Origin of the sequence: Sphingomonas natans (assembly GCF_030546695.1) — a bacterium.
In the GTDB taxonomy this organism is placed as follows: domain Bacteria; phylum Pseudomonadota; class Alphaproteobacteria; order Sphingomonadales; family Sphingomonadaceae; genus Sphingomonas_I; species Sphingomonas_I natans.
This window is the reverse complement of record NZ_JAUOTP010000004.1, coordinates 86,826-105,039: the sequence shown is the minus strand read 5'-3', so window position 1 is coordinate 105,039 and position 18,214 is coordinate 86,826. Positions and strand designations below refer to the sequence as shown.

Annotated in this window: 13 protein-coding genes; 12 read left to right on the top strand and 1 reads right to left on the bottom strand. The window is 63.9% G+C overall.

Translation table 11 applies throughout. The features are described 5' to 3' along the window. The first annotated feature begins 242 nt into the window (after window positions 1-242). The 6 genes from Q4F19_RS10095 (at window position 243) to Q4F19_RS10070 (ending at window position 9,493) form a co-directional block, all read left to right on the top strand. Window positions 243-1,694 (top strand): TonB-dependent receptor, encoded by a 1,452-nt coding sequence (locus tag Q4F19_RS10095; RefSeq protein ID WP_303542164.1) that lies wholly within the window; start codon window positions 243-245, stop codon window positions 1,692-1,694. A gap of 122 nt (window positions 1,695-1,816) precedes the next feature. Then, the gene (locus Q4F19_RS10090; RefSeq protein WP_303542162.1) at window positions 1,817-2,296 is read left to right on the top strand and encodes a MarR family winged helix-turn-helix transcriptional regulator; all 480 of its coding nucleotides are present in this window, start codon (window positions 1,817-1,819) and stop codon (window positions 2,294-2,296) included. 188 nt (window positions 2,297-2,484) lie between these two features. Further along, window positions 2,485-4,179, top strand: a complete 1,695-nt coding sequence (locus Q4F19_RS10085; protein WP_303542783.1) for a carboxylesterase/lipase family protein — start codon at window positions 2,485-2,487, stop codon at window positions 4,177-4,179. 122 nt (window positions 4,180-4,301) lie between these two features. Continuing rightward, a complete protein-coding gene (locus tag Q4F19_RS10080) occupies window positions 4,302-4,493 on the top strand; it encodes a hypothetical protein (RefSeq protein WP_303542160.1) in 192 nt (63 codons plus the stop codon). 60 nt (window positions 4,494-4,553) lie between these two features. After that, window positions 4,554-7,241, top strand: coding sequence for a family 78 glycoside hydrolase catalytic domain (locus Q4F19_RS10075; RefSeq protein WP_303542159.1), 2,688 nt, complete (start codon window positions 4,554-4,556; stop codon window positions 7,239-7,241). Between the two features lie 29 nt (window positions 7,242-7,270). Continuing rightward, a complete protein-coding gene (locus tag Q4F19_RS10070) occupies window positions 7,271-9,493 on the top strand; it encodes a beta-glucosidase (RefSeq protein ID WP_303542158.1) in 2,223 nt (740 codons plus the stop codon). A 78-nt stretch (window positions 9,494-9,571) separates the two neighbouring features. Here Q4F19_RS10070 and Q4F19_RS10065 read toward each other — a convergent pair whose 3' ends face one another. Further along, a complete protein-coding gene (locus Q4F19_RS10065) occupies window positions 9,572-10,468 on the bottom strand; it encodes a LysR family transcriptional regulator (protein WP_303542157.1) in 897 nt (298 codons plus the stop codon). Window positions 10,469-10,555: 87 nt separating this feature from the next. On the opposite strand from Q4F19_RS10065, the gene Q4F19_RS10060 reads away from it, so the two are divergent. The 6 genes from Q4F19_RS10060 to Q4F19_RS10035 all read left to right on the top strand — a co-directional run bounded on the left by Q4F19_RS10060 (window position 10,556) and on the right by Q4F19_RS10035 (window position 18,193). Further along, window positions 10,556-12,049 (top strand): FAD-linked oxidase C-terminal domain-containing protein, encoded by a 1,494-nt coding sequence (locus Q4F19_RS10060; protein WP_303542155.1) that lies wholly within the window; start codon window positions 10,556-10,558, stop codon window positions 12,047-12,049. After that, window positions 12,049-13,173 (top strand): FAD-binding protein, encoded by a 1,125-nt coding sequence (locus Q4F19_RS10055; protein WP_303542153.1) that lies wholly within the window; start codon window positions 12,049-12,051, stop codon window positions 13,171-13,173. Before Q4F19_RS10060 ends, Q4F19_RS10055 begins: the two co-directional genes overlap by 1 nt. Further along, entirely contained in the window at window positions 13,163-14,446 is a 1,284-nt protein-coding gene (gene glcF, locus Q4F19_RS10050; RefSeq protein ID WP_303542151.1) for a glycolate oxidase subunit GlcF, read from the top strand. The genes Q4F19_RS10055 and glcF overlap by 11 nt, the downstream gene beginning before the upstream one ends. Continuing rightward, on the top strand, window positions 14,446-14,868 hold the full coding sequence (locus Q4F19_RS10045) for a GlcG/HbpS family heme-binding protein (RefSeq protein WP_303542150.1): 423 nt from the start codon (window positions 14,446-14,448) through the stop codon (window positions 14,866-14,868). The genes glcF and Q4F19_RS10045 overlap by 1 nt, the downstream gene beginning before the upstream one ends. 10 nt (window positions 14,869-14,878) lie before the next feature. Continuing rightward, window positions 14,879-16,975, top strand: a complete 2,097-nt coding sequence (locus Q4F19_RS10040) for a malate synthase G (protein WP_303542149.1) — start codon at window positions 14,879-14,881, stop codon at window positions 16,973-16,975. A 540-nt stretch (window positions 16,976-17,515) separates the two neighbouring features. Beyond that, complete coding sequence (locus Q4F19_RS10035; protein ID WP_303542148.1) at window positions 17,516-18,193, top strand: helix-turn-helix transcriptional regulator; 678 nt, start codon at window positions 17,516-17,518, stop codon at window positions 18,191-18,193. The last annotated feature ends 21 nt before the right edge of the window (window positions 18,194-18,214 follow it).

Sequence of the window (18,214 nt, the reverse complement as noted above, 5' to 3'; positions counted from 1 at the left end):
CTAAGCTCGACAGAGCCGGCGGCTATATCGATGCGCAATACGGCAATTATGATGCCGCCGGCGTCCAAGGCGCGCTCAACCTCCCGATCACGACGACGCTCGGCATTCGCGTTGCGGGCCAGTATCGCCGTCATGATAGCTATTATAACGACATCGGCCCGGGCGATACGCATCCGGGACGGCTCGACGAGAAAGCCGGGCGCGTCCTGCTTCTGTGGAAACCCGGTGACTTTCAGGCCCTGTTGAAGACCGAGATCCTCGAGCATGATACAGGCGGCTTTGCTTACAGGCCGATCCTGGGAACCCTATACGCGCCAGGGCGTACCAACGACATTCGGACAGTCGATTATAATGCGCGATCGCGCGGGCACGAATATGCCCGCATCCATAGCGGCGAATTCAAATACTCATTCGCCAACGATGTGACCCTGCGTGCGATAGCCGGCTATCAGGACAAACATGTCAACCTTCTGTACGATAATGATGCGACCGAGTTGGCGTCGATCGCAACCGATCAATATGTCCGCGAGCGGCAACTGAGCGGGGAGATCAATCTGATATCGCCGACCGATGGACCGTTCGACTGGATCCTCGGCGGTTATTATCAAAGAAACCGCATCAATGTGCGGCTTTCCCAGACCGATCCGGCCGGGCCAGGGCTGAACGTGATGCAGCAGCAGTATAAGTACACGACCGGGTTGTTCGCGCAGACAAACTATCAGTTGACCGACAAATTGGAGGCGCAATTCGGCCTGCGCTATTCGCACTTCAAGGCAAGCGGGAGCGGGGCGGTCCGGATCGGAGTAGGCGTTCCCGGTTTTCCGCCGGGCGGCCTTCAAGTTGCCGATCTGGCCGCGGGCAATCGCGACGGACGCGTCACGGGCAAGTTTGCGCTCAATTACAAGATCGACCCGGACAATCTTCTCTATGCGTTCGCAGCCCGTGGATATAAGCCCGGGGGGTACAATTCGGCAGCTTCCAAGTTCAAACCGGAAACGGTCTGGAATTACGAATTGGGGTGGAAGTCCACGTTAGCAGACAGCCACATCCGGACCCAGATCGACGCCTTCTATAACGATTATCACGGCTTTCAGTTCGGCGTCATCGACGTCACCAGCGGCCAGAATGGCGTCACCAACCTGACCAATGCGACGATCAAAGGCATCGAGGCGCAGATCCAGGCGAAGTTTGGCGGATTTTCCGCGGATGCTGCCGCATCTTATGTGGACAGCAAGTTGCCGGGATTCAGTTCGGTCAATCCACGTTTGCTTCCTGCGGGCAATCTGGGGCCGCAATGCGCTGCGGGAACGCCGTCAAACCCACCCACCTGCTTCAATTACGTCCCCTTCACGAGCACGGCTGGTGGACGATCGAATCTGCTTTCGCCTCGGTGGACGTATAATGCAGGCGCGCAATACAGCATCGGACTGGGCGGCAGCGGGTCGCTCACGCCCAGGCTGAACTATGCCTTCGTCAGCAAGCAATATGCCGGCCTGTTCTATTCGCAGACGTTCGATCTGTTAAGATCTCGCGGCCTTGTATCGGCGCTGTTGACCTACCGAAACGGCAATTGGCAGGTCGAGGGTTTCGCAAACAATCTGACCAACAAGAAATATGTCTCCGGTCAAGTTGGGAATAACGAGCTATATGGAGCGCCGCGCGAATATGGCTTGCGTGCCAGCATGACATTCTGATCTCGCTGATCGCAGCTTCCGTCGCCCGACGTTTCGGGTGGCGGGGGCTGCATCGACGCCGCCCCTTGCGCCGCAACGTGTCCTGCTGGATCATGTGCGAGAGCCGATGAGGAGCCCGCCGCTTGGACGATGCCGAAAGGGCTACCGCTCGCAATGTCACGCATCAATTCGGGTTCATGTTGCGTGTTGCGCAGAGTGCCGTGTGGCAGAACCTCATCGCGACGTTCGAACCGTTTTCGATCAAGCCCCAGCAATATGCGCTCATGTCTCTCATCGACCTTTACCCCGGGTCGACGCTCGACTCTCTGGCGCAGGAGCTGCGTATCAGGGCGCCCAATCTCGTTGGGTTCGTCGAGGATTTGGCGAGCCGCGGACTGGTCGTCCGCAGGAAGCGTCCGAACGATCGGCGGGTCAATGTGCTCAATCTCACCGCGCCGGGCCAGGCATTGCTCGCAGAACTGAAGATCGCCGACGACGGCCATGAACGGACGCTGTTCGAGACACTCGGCCCGGCGCGACTGGATGCGCTGATGGACGATCTGCGCAAGCTGGCGACGCTTGATCTGCCAAGTGAGCTCCCCCCCTCCGCTCGGCGCGAGTGAGACTCATGACGACGTGCGCAATCCTACCGAAATTTCGCCGATCGCTTGGCGTCATCATGGCCGCTTGTCCGACTTGCCATTTGGCCGTGTGATATTCTAAGGTTCGGCAAAACAGAGCAATAACACCGCGAAAAATGACAGCGCTATCGGTGGCTGCGAGCGTTAGTTCTCGGCAGACCGGATTGCCGATGGATGAACCGTCAGCGGGGATTTCGCGCGCGCGATGCGCGTTGAGAGGAGGATGGATGGACTGGTCTCGCAGAACCATACTTGGCGGCGCCGCCGCGCTCGGCTGGGGGGCGCTGGCGTCGAAGGCCTTCGCGAAGGATGCCAATCCCGTCGTGATGACCGCTCAGGGGCGTTTGCGCGGAATGATCGAGCGCGGCGCACAGGCCTTCCGGGGCGTGCCCTATGGCGGCAGCGTATCCGGACCGGATCGGCGCTTTCGGGCGCCGCCGCCGCCGCCTGCGTGGACAGGGGTCCGGGATGCGACGCAATATGGAGCCCCCGCAATCCAAGCCGGCGGGTTTCCCGGCGAGCCCGCGGCTGCCGAGGATTGTCTCTTTCTGAACATCTGGACCCCGGCGGCCGACGGTGCCAGGCGCCCGGTCATGTTCTACAGCCATGGCGGCGGATTCACCGTCGGATCGGGCAACAGGCCAAGTCAAAACGGTGCCAATCTGGCCAGGCTTTATGACGTGGTCGTCGTGGAATCGAACCATCGTCTTGGCGTCATGGGGTATCTCTACCTCGGGCAATTGCTGGGCCCTGAATATCAGGGCAATCAGGGCCTGCTCGATCTCGTGGCTGCGTTGACGTGGGTGAACGAGAATATTGCGGCCTTTGGCGGCGATCCTCACAACGTCATGATATTCGGAGAGAGCGGGGGGGGCGGCAAGACGGCCGCGCTTTATGCCATGCCCGCCGCCGCACCCCTGTTCCACAAGGCCTCCATCGAGAGTCCTGTGGGTCCGGGTGATCGTGCGCCGGAGGAAGCGACCGAAATCGCGCGGGAGGCGATGCGTGCGCTCGGTCTGACCGACCCGCGAAAACTTCTCGAGCTCCCGGCCGAGCAATTGCTTCGTTTCCAGACGGGCGAAGCCGATGCGGCCGTGCCGGGCGAACGGACGGGTGGCGCGCAACGCAATAATCGGGATCGCATGTTCTGGCCGATCATCGACGGCGCGATCCTCCCAGAATCTCCTTTCAAGGATCATGCGCCGGCCCTTTCCGCGCAAAAGCCGCTGATCGTCGGCGGCTGCAAGGACGAGGCCGTTTTCTTCAATCTCGGGGACAAATCGACATTCTCGATGTCGGACGAAGATTTGCGGCAGCGCCTGGCGCTCATGCTCGGTGATCGAACCGACGACTGGATCCGCACATTCAGGGGATCCCGGCCCAACGCGTCGCCCTCGCAGCTCTATATCGCCATTACAACGGCGACACCGTGGCGCGCTTATGCCGTGCGGGTTGCGGAGCAGAAGGCGCAGGAGGGCGCGGCGCCGGTCTATTCGTATATTCTCGACTATCAATCGCCGACGAAGGTGCCCCAGACCGATTATCCAATAGGGTCGCCGCATGCCTCCGACATCGGCACCAAATTCGATAACGTCGTGCCGCCGCCCGGCACAAGCGCGCCGCCAAACCCGCTCAGCGACCTCACGCCCGGCAAGCGACAGACCGCCGCGAACATGAGCGCGATGTGGGCCGCTTTCGCGCGCACCGGTCGCCCCTCAATTGCCGGCCAGCCCGAGTGGAAGCCGTACACGATCGACCGGCGCGAGACGATGCTGATCGACGTGCAATGTACGCTCATCGCAGATCCCGAAAAGACCGAACGGTTGTTCTGGGAGACGGAAAAGAACGCCGGCTCGATCCGCTGATACGATCTGGCAAAGCGTAGGATCAGAGGCTTCGGGTGCGGCGGGCGTCGCGATGAGCCCGTCAGTATTGGGATGGTTGGATGTCTGTTGCCGGGGTGAGCGACATATCGGACGGAAAGAACATGCGCATTCGCGGGCGCGGACTTGTTTCATTTGTCTTCGCGTTGTTCTTTCTGTTTGGGGGGCTGACCACCCTCAACTGGAGCCTGATCGCGGCGCTGATCGTGCCGGCGCTCTGCTATGCCGGCATCGCCGCTTTCGGCTGGTATGCGCGCCGGCCCACTCCCGACGAGGAGGCGGCTCATGCTTACTGATTGCGATCCCGGCGCACTCCTCAGCGGCACTATCGCAACAAGCACAGACGGATCCGCCCGATGAAATATGTCGCTCTCTCCATCTGTCTCGCGATAACCGGCGTCGCCTCCGGCGCGCTCTCGCAGGCGGTGGACGCAGACCACGTGATCACGCCCGAGCGTCCGAGCGTGAGCGCGATGCCTCTGAGCACTCTGCTGGAGGATGCGCGAGCGAGGGACATCATCGGTCGCTATGCGCCAAAGGTGCTGAACACGGGTGGTCCGCAAGCCCGCGCGATGACGCTGACGGATATACGCAGCTTCGCGCCCGATAATCTGCCAGGCGATGCCCTGACGCGGATCGGCAGCGAGCTTGCCGCGCTTCCGCCCACACCCGCTGCCGTCGCAGCCGCGCGTGCCGCGGCGGACGAAGTTGCAAGGGCGCGACTGGATGTGGCCGCGCCGTGGATCACGCATCCGGCCGCCTTCGTCGCGGACTTCCGCGGGAAGCCGGTCGCACTTCAGTTCCGGCGTCGACTGATCCTGTCGGCCAAGCCGGCGACAATGCCGATCCGCGTCAGCGCGGACAATCGCTTCATCCTCTACGTGAACGGTCTGCGCGTCGCGGCAGGTCCGGCCCGCGGCGATCTGGCGCATTGGCGCTACGAAGCACTGGATCTCGCGCCTTATCTGAAGGCCGGGCCGAACCTGATCACGGCGCAGGTGTGGAGCGACGGCAAGGTCGCACCGGTAGCGCAGATTTCGACGGGTCATACGGGCTTCATGGTCAAAGCGGAGCATGATGCCGACGCTGCGATCGATACGGGACCCCTGTGGCGCGTCCGCCTCGATCGATCGAGGGACGCCGGGTCGGGCATGCGCCAGCTGATCGGCGAGGTTGGCCCCACTTATTATGCGGCCGGCGCGCCCGAGCAGATCGACGCCGGTGCGCAGATCGATGGCTGGACGACTGGCGCCGACGCGGCGACGGATTGGCAGGAGCCGGCGCCGGCGATCACGCAGAGCGAGAAGAAGCGTGTGCTGGTGCCGGACGCGCTCCCGCAGATGCGTTACGCGACGGTGCCCAGCGGCCGGGTCGTGCGCGTGGACGGCATCTCCGCGAGCGCCTTTCCCGATGGCGCGGCCGTCGTGCCCGCGCATAGCGAGGCGAGGCTGCTGATCGACGCGCAGCGCGTCCTTGCCGCCTATCCCACGCTGATCGTCAGCGGAGGGCGGGGGGCCAGGATCACGCTCACCTATGCCGAGGCGTTGTACGATCCCGTCAAACGCGGCGATCGCGGCGGCCCGCTCCGGCTCGCCGATCGCGCCCGGATCGATGACGGGCTTGCGCTTGGCCTGACCGATACATTGACGGCTGACGGACGACCGGGTCGACGGTTCGCACCCTTCTGGTGGCGGGCATGGCGCTATGTCGAGATCCGCGTGAAGACCGGCGATCAGCCGATCACGCTGGACCGCTTCGAAACTCGGGAAACGGGATATCCGTTCGAGCAGCGCGGCCACTTCGTCAGCAGCGATCCGCAACTCAACGAGATCTGGCGGATAGGCTGGATGACCGGTCTGTTCGATGCGCACGAAACCTATCAGGATTCGGCCTATTGGGAGCAGCTTCAGTATATCGGCGACACGCGCATCCAGGCGTTACTGTCCTACGATATCGGCGGGGATCCGAAGCTTGCGATCCAGGCTCTCGACGCGTTCGATCATTCGCGCGTGGTGGATGGCCTGCCACAATCGTCATGGCCGATCTCGGGCAGCAATCCGATTCCCCCGTTCGCCCTGCTGTGGATCGGGATGCTGCACGATTACTGGATGCGCCAACCAGATCCGACGGTACTGAAGCGAACGCTTCCCGGTATGCGCGCGGTGCTCGACTGGTTCGCACCTTTCGTCCGCAACGACGGCATCGTGCGGGCCAGTCCGGGGTGGCTGTTCGTCGATTGGCGCGATGGCCTCGATGGCGGACGCGATCGCACGGGCAAGGCGCCCGACAGCTGCGTGATCTCGCTGCTTCGCCTCGGAGCGCTGAAGGAGGCCGCTGATCTGGAAATCGCGATCGGCGATCCGGCACGGGGGCGTCAAGATGCGGAACAGGCGGCGATCGCCGCGCGCGGGATTCAGGCCCAGTGCTGGGACGCGGGGCGCGGTCTCTACGCCGATACGCCCGCCAAGACGAGTTGCAGTCAACACGCAAACGCGCTGGCAGTGCTTTACGATGTCGCGCCGAAGGCAGAGCAGGCCGGGCTATTGCGAAGGATCATCGTTCCGGGTCACGGGATCGACGCGCCAGCAGGCATGACCGGGACCACCTTCTACTTCTCGTTCTACCTCGCCCGGGCGCTCGATCATGCCGGCCTCGGCGATCGATATCTCGGACTGCTGGATGCGTGGCGTGACCTTCTCAAGCAGCATTTCACGACTTGGCCCGAAAACCCGGACCCGAGCCGTTCGGACAGCCACGCGTGGAGCGCACATCCGACGAGCGGGCTGCTCAGCTATGTTGCCGGCATTCAGCCGGCCGCCAGCGGCTTTTCAAAGGTGCGGATCGCGCCCCAACTCGGCGCGCTCGAAATGGTCGATGCAGCGATGGCGCATCCTGCGGGGCTGATCCGCACGCGATATCGACAAGGAGCGGCCGGCTTGGAAGCCGAAATCGAGCTTCCGGACGGCGTGTCGGGAACGTTCGTGTTCGGCGGCCGCGATTGGCCGCTCGGGAGCGGCAAAACTCGGATCACGGCGCCTCGCTGAGCGACAACGAATCGAAGGATAGGGGGACGATGATGGCCAAGACCGCGCGGGTGCGAGCAACGATAATGCTGGCGATGACGGCGCTGACGGGCGTGGCGACCGCTGCCGCGCCGCCTGCGCGACCGTGGATGAACAAATCGCTTTCGAGCAAGCAGCGGGCGGACCTGCTCAATGCGCGGCTGACGCTCGACGAGCGCATCTCCCTGGTCCACGGCATAGCGGCAGTTCCGATCAAGGGCCGGACCGTGCCCCCCGGCATCCCACTGGCGGCGGGGTTCGTGCCAGGGGTCGCGCGTCTGGGCATCCCCGCGCTTTACGAGACGGATGCGAGCCTCGGCGTGACGAACCCCATGCGCTTTCGCGGCGCTGACGGGGCAACGGCATTGCCATCGGGCCTCGCGCTGGCGGCGACGTTCAACCCGGATCTTGCTTATGCCGGCGGCAAGATGATCGGCGCCGAAGCGCGCGCAAAAGGGTTCAACGTGCTTCTTGCGGGTGGCGTCAACCTGACGCGCGATCCGCGCTCTGGCCGCAATTTCGAATATCTCGGCGAGGATCCCCTGCTGGCCGGCACGCTGGCAGGTGCATCCATTCGCGGTGTCCAAAGCAACCACATCATCTCGACGATCAAGCATTTCGCGCTCAACGATCAGGAAACGCTGCGGCATGTCGTGAATGAGCGGATTGAGGAGGGGGCATTCCGGGAAAGTGATCTTCTGGCCTTCGAGATCGGCATCGAGCGGGGGCAGCCGGGCTCCGTGATGTGCGCATATAATCTGGTGGGCGGGGCCCAGGCCTGCGGCAATGATTTCCTGCTGAATCGCGTCCTCAAGGAGGACTGGTCGTATCCGGGCTGGGTGATGTCGGATTGGGGCGCTGTGTATGCTACCGATTTCGCCATCAAAGGGCTCGATCAGCAGTCGGGCGAGCAGATCGACAAACAGGTGTGGTTCGGCGCGCCGCTCAAAGCGGCGGTTCAGGCCGGCACCGTTCCCGCCGCCCGACTGCGGGACATGACCGGGCGCATATTGCACTCGATGATCGCCACCGGGCTCATGGACGATCCGCTGCCGGCGCAGCGACGGCCGATCGACTATGCTGGCAACCGTAAGGTCGCGGAGGAAGTGGAACGGCAGGGTATCGTCCTGCTGCGCAACCGCGAGGGTGCGCTGCCGCTGGCCGCATCTGCAAAGACGATCCTTGTGATCGGGCAATATGCGGATCGCGGCATGATGTCAGGAGGGGGGTCGTCGCAGGTCTTTCCGCCCGACGTGACTGCCAAACAGATCATCGAGCTCGGGACAGGCGGCGTCACGGAGATGGCCGCGTGGCGCCGAATGGTATTGCAGGGGCCAAGCCCTTATGACTCGATCCGCGCGCGGGCAGGTGGAGCGACAGTCTCGTTCGATGACGGACAATATATCGGAGCTGCGACCGCCCGCGCGAAGAAAGCGGATATCGTCATCGTCTTCGCGTCGAAGTGGATGGCCGAAGGCGCCGACGCGCCTGACCTTACCTTGCCGAACGGTCAGGATGCGCTGATCTCGGCTGTCGCAGCGGTAAACCCCAAGACGATCGTCGTGCTGGAGACAGGCGGTCCGGTCGTGATGCCATGGCTCAACCAAACGGCGGGCGTGCTCGAGGCATGGTATGGCGGCGCGGGCGGAGGCGATGCGGTTGCCGATGTCCTGTTCGGACGCGTGGTGCCTTCCGGGCGGCTGCCGATGACTTTTCCAAGATCCGCGCAGCAGCTTCCGCGGATGGACATTGCAGGCATGTCGGCCGCACCGGGTGCGCATGTCGATGCCGATCATGACGAAGGTGCGGATGTCGGCTATCGCTACATTGCAAAAACCGGCCACGATCCGCTCTTTCCGTTCGGTTTCGGCCTTTCCTATACGCAATTCACGTATTCCAGCCTGAGCATACAAGGCGGTCGAACCATGTCCGTGAGCTTCGACGTGGCCAATGTGGGCGACCGCGCCGGCATGGACGTGCCGCAAGCCTATCTCACGCAAGCGGGCGGCAGGAAGCTCAAGAGATTGATCGGCTTCCAGAAGGTTTCGCTCGCGCCCGGCGAAAAGAAGCGCGTCACGATGACGGTCGACAACCGCCTCCTCGCGAATTTCGATACGGCTGCGCATCGCTGGTCCGTGCCTGCAGGGGACTATCGTGTCGCCGTCGGCGCCTCGTCAGGCGATGCGACGCTCGAGGAAAGGACAACGATGGAGGCCGCATCAATCCAGCCTTGAGACCCTGTGTCCCGCGTCGCGGGAGCGGTGACCCGATCGTCTACCGTCCCGCCTCGTAGACAAACGATGCTGCGTACCTCATTCGACGATGTTCCGGCGGATCGACCTGGCGACGACATCCGTGAGGAAGTCGCGGAAGGCCAACAGCGCCGGTCTCGGGCGCGTGGTGCGCAGATGTACCGCATAGATGCCGACCTCGCTGCTGCCTTCGTAATCCGGCAGGACCCGGATCAGGCGGTTGCTGGCGAGATCGGCCTGCACGTCCCACAACGAGCGCAGCGCTATCCCCACGCCGGCCAGCGCGAGTTCGCGCACGACTTCGCTGGAGTTGGTCTCGACCGCGCTCGGCGCGGTGACGACGGCTTCGCCATCGGGTCCGCTCAGTCGCCAGGGCAATTGTCCGTTCGCGGCCAGGAGCCGATGGCTGCCAAGGCTATCCAGCGACGGCGGCGCCCCATGATCGACGAGATAGGCCGGTGCGGCGCACAGGACGCGCGGACTGTCTCCCAATCGATCGACAGCCAAACGCGGATCGACGGCGGCCGTGATGCGGACGGCGATGTCGATCCCCTCGCCGGCAAGGTCCACGAAGCGATCCGACAAATCCATCGAGAGCTGGATCGCCGGATAAAGATCCAGGAAAGGTTTGAGGTAGGGCGCGATGTGCAGCCGGCCGAACGATGTCGGTGCCGTGATGCGCAACGGGCCTGACGGAACATTGTCCATCTGCTTCACCCGGGCCTCTGCGGCCGCCGCTGCCGCCAGGATCGCGAGCACATCGGCATGGAAGCGGACGCCGGCTGCGGTCAGCGCGAGCCGCCTGGTCGAACGCGTTATCAGTTGCGAGCCCAGCCTCTGCTCGAGGTCCGACAAACGCTTGGAGACCCACGAGGGAGAAACGCCCAATGCCCTGCCCGCCCCGGACAGGCTGCCTGCCGCGACGATGCGGGCGTACAGCGCATAGTCCCGATCCATGCCCATTCGTTCCTGACAAAGGAAAGTGATTGCTGAGTTTGTCCCCTAGTGACGCAGTCGGCCCGGCGCTAGACTGACGGACGCGCCATGACACTGAAAATGCCCGAGCCGAAGCCCGACATCCTTGCGCGACGCGCAGAGATCGTGGCCGCGTTGCGCGCGATCGTCCCCGGCGAAGGCGTGATCGACGATCTCGACGGGCGGCGTGCCTATGAATCGGACGCGCTGACCGCCTATCGGCAGATTCCGCTCGTCGTCGTGTTGCCTGATACCAAGGAGCAGGTCGCTGCTATCCTGGTCTGGTGTCGCGATGCGGGCGTGCGGGTCGTTCCACGCGGGTCGGGCACATCGCTGTCCGGCGGGGCGCTGCCGTTGGAGGACGGCGTCTTGCTCGGCCTGTCGAAGCTCAATCGCATATTGGAGATCGACTATGACGATCGGGTCGCCATCGTGCAGCCGGGCGTCACAAATCTCGCGATCACACGTGCTGTCGAAGATCGTGGCTTCTATTATGCGCCGGATCCGTCGAGCCAGATCGCCTGTTCCATCGGCGGCAACGTTGCGGAGAATTCGGGCGGCGTACACTGCCTGAAATATGGCCTGACGACCAACAATGTCCTGGCGGTTGAACTCGTCACGATCGATGGCGAGATCGTGCGGATCGGGGGACGCGCGCTCGACCCGGGCGGCCTCGATTTGCTGGGGCTCATCGTTGGATCGGAAGGGTTGCTCGGCGTGGTCACCGAGGTGACGGTCCGTCTCCTGGCGACCCCCGAAACCGCGAAGGCGCTTCTGATGGGCTTCGCCACCGTGCAGGGCGCAGGCCAAGCCGTTGCCGAGATCATCGCCGCCGGGATCATACCGGCGGGCATGGAGATGATGGACCGCCCTGCGATCCATTGCGCCGAGGCGTTCGTGCGCGTCGGCTACCCTCTCGACGTCGATGCGCTGCTGATCGTCGAACTCGATGGCCCCGAGGCGGAGTGCACGTATCTCGCGGACGAGGTTGCGGCGATCGCGCGGCGGAACGGTGCAACGACGCTGCGCGCGTCGCGCGATGAGCAGGAAAGGGTCGCGTTCTGGGCGGGCCGCAAGGCCGCCTTTCCAGCGACGGGTCAACTTGCCCCGGATTATTATTGCATGGACGGCACGATCCCGAGGCGCCGCCTGCCGGAGGTTCTCCAGCGCATGGACCGGATGAGCGACGACTTCGGATTGAAGGTCGCCAATGTGTTCCACGCCGGCGACGGCAATCTGCACCCGCTGATCCTCTACGATGCGAACATCCCTGGGCAATTGGAGCGCGCGGAGGCCTTTGGCAGTGCGATCCTTCGGCTGTGCGTGGAGGTCGGAGGCGTCCTCACGGGCGAGCATGGCGTCGGGGTCGAGAAAAGGGATCTGATGCCGGAGATGTTCTCCGAAAACGATCTCGCACAGCAGCAGCGCGTGAAATGCGCGTTCGATCCGGATCTGCTGCTCAATCCGGGCAAGGTATTCCCGACGCTTCATCGATGCGCGGAGCTCGGCCGCGTCCACGTGCATCGCGGTCAGGTCCCGCATCCCGATCTGCCGCGCTTCTGATGTGCGTCCATCGACCAAATGATGAGCAGGCGCTCGGTGCGCTGATCTCTGATGCCGCCGCAGCCGGCCGCAAGCTGGAATTGCGTGCCGGCGGGAGCAAAGCGCAAATCGGGTGGAGGGCCGGCATCGCCGATATCGTGGACATGTCCGCCTTTGCGGGGATCGTCGATTATGACCCTGCCGAATTGGTGCTCACGGTGCGGCCTGCGACGCCGCTGGCAGAGGTCGAGGCGCTGGTTGCGGCCGATCGGCAGATGCTGGGCTTCGAGCCTTTCGACCATGGTCCGATCTTCGGTGCGCAATCGGGGCACGCGACAATCGGCGGCGTGATTGCGGCGGGCGTTGCCGGATCGGCCCGGCCTTTCCGCGGTGGCGCGCGCGACCATCTGCTCGGATTTCGCGCGATTTCGGGGCGGGGCGAGGCTTTCGTAGGCGGCGCCGAGGTGGTGAAGAATGTCACGGGCTATGATCTGCCGAAGATAATCGCAGGAAGCTGGGGGCGGCTCGCGGCGCTCACCGAATTGACCGTGAAGGTGCTGCCGGTACCGCGCGAAACTTCGAGCTTCGCGGTTGTCGGTCTGGATCCGGGCCGCGCCTATCGGGCGATGGCGCGCGTGCAGGGCTCCACCGCCGACGTCTCCGGTGCCGCCTTCATCCCGATGCAGGCCGGAGCGCCGTCGCGCACCGTCTTCCGCCTGCAGGGTGCGCGTCCTTCGATCGATGCGCGGACGGAAACGCTAAGGGCGGCATTGGCCGATTTTGGCGCTACCGACGAGATTGACGGCGACGTCTGGGAGACGATGCGAACACTCGCGCCATTGCGTGAACAGGCGGTGCTGTGGCGGGTCAGCCTTCCCCCAAAGAGCTTTGCTGCGTTCGTGGAGCGGCTCGATCGGCCGTGGCTGGCGGACTGGGGCGGAGGGCTGGTCTGGCTCGGCGGCGGCGATGCCGAACCGGTGCGCGGGGCTGCCGAACTTCTGGATGGCAAGGCGATGCTGATCCGGGGCGGTGGCGCGCCGACGTTTCACCCGCAGCCGGCCATGCTCGCTAGGCTCGAGGAGCGCGTTCGTCGTGCTTTCGATCCGGCCGGTATCTTCGAGACGGGGCGGTTCGATGCGCACTGAATTTTCCGCGGCGCAACTCGCGGACCCGGCGATGGCTGCGTCCGAGGCAGTGATCCGCAAGTGCGTCCATTGCGGCTTCTGTACGGCGACGTGCCCCACCTATTTACTGCTGGGCGACGAGCTCGATAGTCCGCGGGGGCGGATCTATCTGATGAAGGACATGCTGGAGGGGGAGCGGGCGCCGACGGCTGAGATCGTCAAGCACGTCGATCGGTGCCTGTCATGCCTGTCCTGCATGACGACCTGCCCCTCGGGCGTAAACTATATGCATCTGGTGGATCATGCCCGCACGTATATCGAACAGCGCTATCGCCGACCGCTCGGCGATCGGCTGATCCGGTTGCTGCTGGCCTGGACGCTGCCCTTTCCGCGTCGCTTCCGACTGGCGCTTGCGCTGGCGCGCTTCGCAAAGCCCTTCGCGCACTGGCTGCCGGCGCGGCTCGGCGGGATGATCGAGCTCGCACCTGCCCATCTGTCCCCAGCCGTCGCGGCGCGGCAGTCGATCGCCGGGCGGCGGCGCGTCCTGCTCCTACAGGGCTGCGCCGAGCCGGTCCTCAAGCCGCAATATCGCGCGGCGGCCATTCGCCTGCTGAATCGCTGTGGCATGACCGTGTCCTTCGCGGCGGGCGAAGGGTGCTGCGGCGCTCTCACCCATCATATGGGCCGGGAAAGCGACGGCCTCGAAGCCGCACGGCGCAACATCGATGCCTGGATTGCAGACATCGAGCATGGCGAGATCGATGCCATCCTCGTCACCGCTTCCGGGTGCGGCACGGCGATCAAGGACTATGGTTTCCTGCTTCGCGACGATCCCGCCTATGCGGCGAAAGCAGAACGGATTTCGGCATTGGCGCGGGACATATGCGAATTTCTCGTCACGCTAGACCTTCCGCCTGGTGACGGGCGCGGCCTCGTCGTCGCCTATCAGGCCGCCTGCTCTCTGCAGCACGGGCAGAAAGTGACCGAAGCCCCCCGGCGACTGCTCGCGCAGATGGGCTATACGGTGCGCACGCCGATCGAAGCGCATATCTGTTGCGGCTCGGCGGGCACCTATAACATTCTCCAGCCACAGATTGCGGGGCAGCTCGGCAGGCGCAAAGCGGACAATCTCGCGCGTCTAGGAGCCGACCTGATCGCAACCGGAAATGTCGGCTGCGCGACCCAGATCGCCCGTTTCACGACCACGCCCATCGTTCACATCGTCGAGCTTCTCGACTGGGCGACAGGCGGCCCAGCGCCCGAGGCGCTCGTCACTTTCAATCGGAGGCACTGATGATTTCACTCGACCAGGCCAACATCATCATCACGGCCGCGCTCGATCACGGACGGACCGCGAACTTCAAGCCGCTGACGGTGGTGGTACTGGATGCGGGCGGCCATGCGATCGCTCTGCAGCGCGCCGACGGCGCCTCCACGCTCAGGCCGGAGATCGCAACCGGCAAGGCGGCGAGCGCGCTGGCGCTGGGGGTCAGCAGCCGGGCGATCGGCGTGATGGCGGCCGATCGGCCCACGTTCGTCGCCGCGCTCGCTGCACTGGCACCCAAAGGCATCGTGCCGGCGGCGGGAGGCGTTATCGTGGTCGACGCGGCGGGCATCACGATCGGCGCGGTCGGCGTGACCGGAGACACCTCCGACAATGACGAGGCAGCGGCACTTGCCGGCATTACGGCCGCACGTCTCAAGGCACAGGGTTGAGGATCGCGCGATGATCGAGAGAGCAGGACTGATAGTTGCGGGCAGCCTCGTCCGGTTCATCGAGGATCGGGCATTGCCCGGCACAGGCATCGCGCCGGAGGCTTTCTGGCAGGGAATGGCCACGATCTTTACGGCGTTCGCGCCCGAGAACGCGCGCCTTCTCAAAATCCGCGACGATATGCAGAGCAAGATCGACGCTTGGCATGACGAGCGGGCGGGGCGTCGGTTCGAGAGCGCCGACTATACGGGCTTTCTGCGTGAGATAGGCTATCTGGTCGAAGAGCCCGCTCCCTTCGCGATCGCGACGGACAATGTGGACGCCGAGGTCGGCTTGCTGGCAGGGCCGCAGCTGGTCGTTCCCGTCCTCAATGCTCGCTTCACGCTGAATGCTGCGAATGCGCGATGGGGCAGCCTTTACGACGCGCTCTACGGCACCGACGCGCTGCCGGGTACGCCGAAGCCCGGTAGCTATGATCGCGACCGTGGCGCGCAGGTGATCGCTTGGGCCAAGGCGTTCCTGGACGGCGCTGTCCCGCTGGCCGACGGGAGTTGGGCCGATTTCAGCGGTGGTGAGCCCGTGCTCGCCGATCCTTCGCAACTGGTCGGTCGGGCGGGCGCCAACCTGCTCTTCAAGAACCATGGGCTGCATATCGAGCTGGTGATCGATCCGACGCATCCGATCGGACGCGAAGACCCGGCCGGGATCGCGGATCTGGTCCTGGAGTCAGCGCTATCGACGATCGTGGATCTGGAAGACTCGGTGGCCGCGGTGGACGGCGACGATAAGGTCGCGGCTTATGCCAACTGGCTCGGCTTGATGAAGGGCGATCTCGAGGCGACATTCGCGAAAGGCGGGCATCCCGTCACGCGCCGCCTCGAGGTCGATCGTACCTATGTTGCGCCGAACGGGACGCCCTTCGTGTTGCCGGGCCGCAGCCTGCTCTTCGTCCGCAATGTCGGCCATCTGATGACGACGCCGGCAGTCCTGCTCGCGGATGGATCCGAGGCTCCGGAAGGCATTCTCGATGCTATCCTGACGACTCTCATCGCAATGCACGATCTCGCAAGCGACGGTCCGTACAAGAATAGCCGCGCCGGGTCCGTCTATATTGTCAAACCGAAGATGCATGGCCCCGAAGAAGTGGCTTTCACGAACCGCTTGTTTGACGCCGTGGAGGATCTGCTGGGGCTGGAACGTTACACCGTAAAGGTGGGGGTGATGGACGAGGAGCGTCGCACTTCCGCCAATCTCGCAGCCTGTATCGAGGCGGTCAGGAACCGGATCGTCTTCATCAATACCGGCTTCCTGGACCGGACCGGGGACGAGATGCACACGTCGATGCGGGCCGGTGCGATGATGCGCAAGGGTGACATGAAGTCGGCCGACTGGATCCGCGCTTATGAAAATCGCAACGTCCAGATCGGGCTCGCATGCGGGCTGTCAGGCAAGGCGCAGATCGGCAAGGGCATGTGGGCCGCGCCGGATCGCATGGCCGACATGCTCGAGCAGAAGATCGGACATCCCAGGACGGGTGCCAACACGGCCTGGGTGCCGTCGCCGACTGCGGCGACGCTGCACGCGACGCACTATCATGCCGTCGACGTCTTTTCTTGCCGCGAGCAACGCCTTGCCGAACCGATCGATAGTCTGGAGAATCTCCTGACCATTCCGCTCGCCGGCGGAATCAACTGGTCGGAGGCCGAGGTCCGTGACGAACTCGAGAACAATGCGCAGGGTATTCTTGGCTATGTCGTCCGCTGGATCGACCAGGGCGTAGGCTGCTCGAAAGTCCCCGATATTCACGATGTCGGTCTGATGGAGGATCGGGCGACGTTGCGCATTTCCTCGCAGCATATGGCCAATTGGCTGCTGCATGGCGTTGCGACGCAAGAGGACGCGGAGGCAGCGCTGCGGCGCATGGCCGCCAAGGTCGATGCCCAAAACGTCGGGGATCCGATGTATCGGCCGATGGCCAATGCGAAGGACCGGAGCCTGGCGTTCCAGGCCGCACGCGCACTCGTTTTCGACGGGGTGGCCCAGCCGAACGGCTATACCGAGCCGGTTCTGCATGCCTATCGCCGGCGCGCGAAGGCTGGGCCGCACTGACAGCGGACAGGCGTGCGTCACAGCACCCGGTTCAAGGGCAGCCTTCATGGGGGAGGCGCCAACCCCTTGTGCGAGAGCCGGATCGCCGGCTGCTGAACCCAGTGTCACGCACACTCGATCGAGCACCGCATGTCGGACCTCTTTCCCAGCTACGCTTGCGGGTCCTGCGGCCCGCTTGGGAAGACCCTGCCTCATCGATCGCGCTAATATTGACAGGGCTGTCAATTGCGGATCAGATGCCTTGAGCGGATCAGCTACCCGCGAGAAAAGGAAGGATTGCTGATGGGAGTCGCTGCACAATATGTGCGCGGAAGAAGCGATCTTGCGCACGCGCCGTCGCGGGAGAGTCGTCCATCGCAGCCGAAGGACGCCGCGTTCCTGTCCTTGACGAGCCGTGCCCTGGCTGAAAGGAACCCAACGAGAGACCGAGGCGTCGAACCGGCTCACGCCGAGATATTTGCACCGGCAGGGCCGCGTCGCCTTGCGGTTCTGCCTGGCACGGAGAATGATGGCGGGGCGTCGGGGCCCTGGCTGACGTTCGTGTTTCATAGTGAGCCCGGCACCGCGCCGCGCGTCGAAATCATCGCGGCTGCTACGTTTGAAGACGCCGTTCGCGTCGCACCCCATCACTTGTTGGCTTGTGGTATCCCGTCGTCAGCGGTCGCTGGCTGGGCGGAGACGGAAAGGAACGCGTGCAACGTCGCGATCGGGCCGGGCACGTATCTTCTGACGTCTCGGCTGGAGGATCTGTGCCGCCTGCTCGCCCGTCCGGCTGGCGGCAACATGTCGGATATCGTCTTTCGAACGATCAAATTGTACGAACTGACCAGCGAAACGATTGACGCGTTTCTTCGCAACGAGCTTCTCTCGGTCAGCGGCGATGTTCGCCTCCCCGCCACTGACCGGGAGCACCTCAACCGTGCCCGGCGCCTGATCGTCACGCGCTACGCCGAAAAACTCACCATCTGTCAGATCGCGCGCGCCGCGGGGATAGGTCGCGCAAAGCTCATCCGCGGATTTCGGGAGCTCTATGGATGCAGCGTCCACGAAATGATCAGCAGCAGACGCCTACAAGTCGCAGCGACGTCGCTGCGCGCAACGCGGCAACCTGTGTCACGCATCGCGTTCGAGTCTGGATATCACAGCAGTGCGGCATTCGCGCGCGCATTTGCCAAACATTACGGCTCGTCACCTTCGACGTTTCGAAACGAAGGCTAGCATTTCGCCAACGCCTTGCGG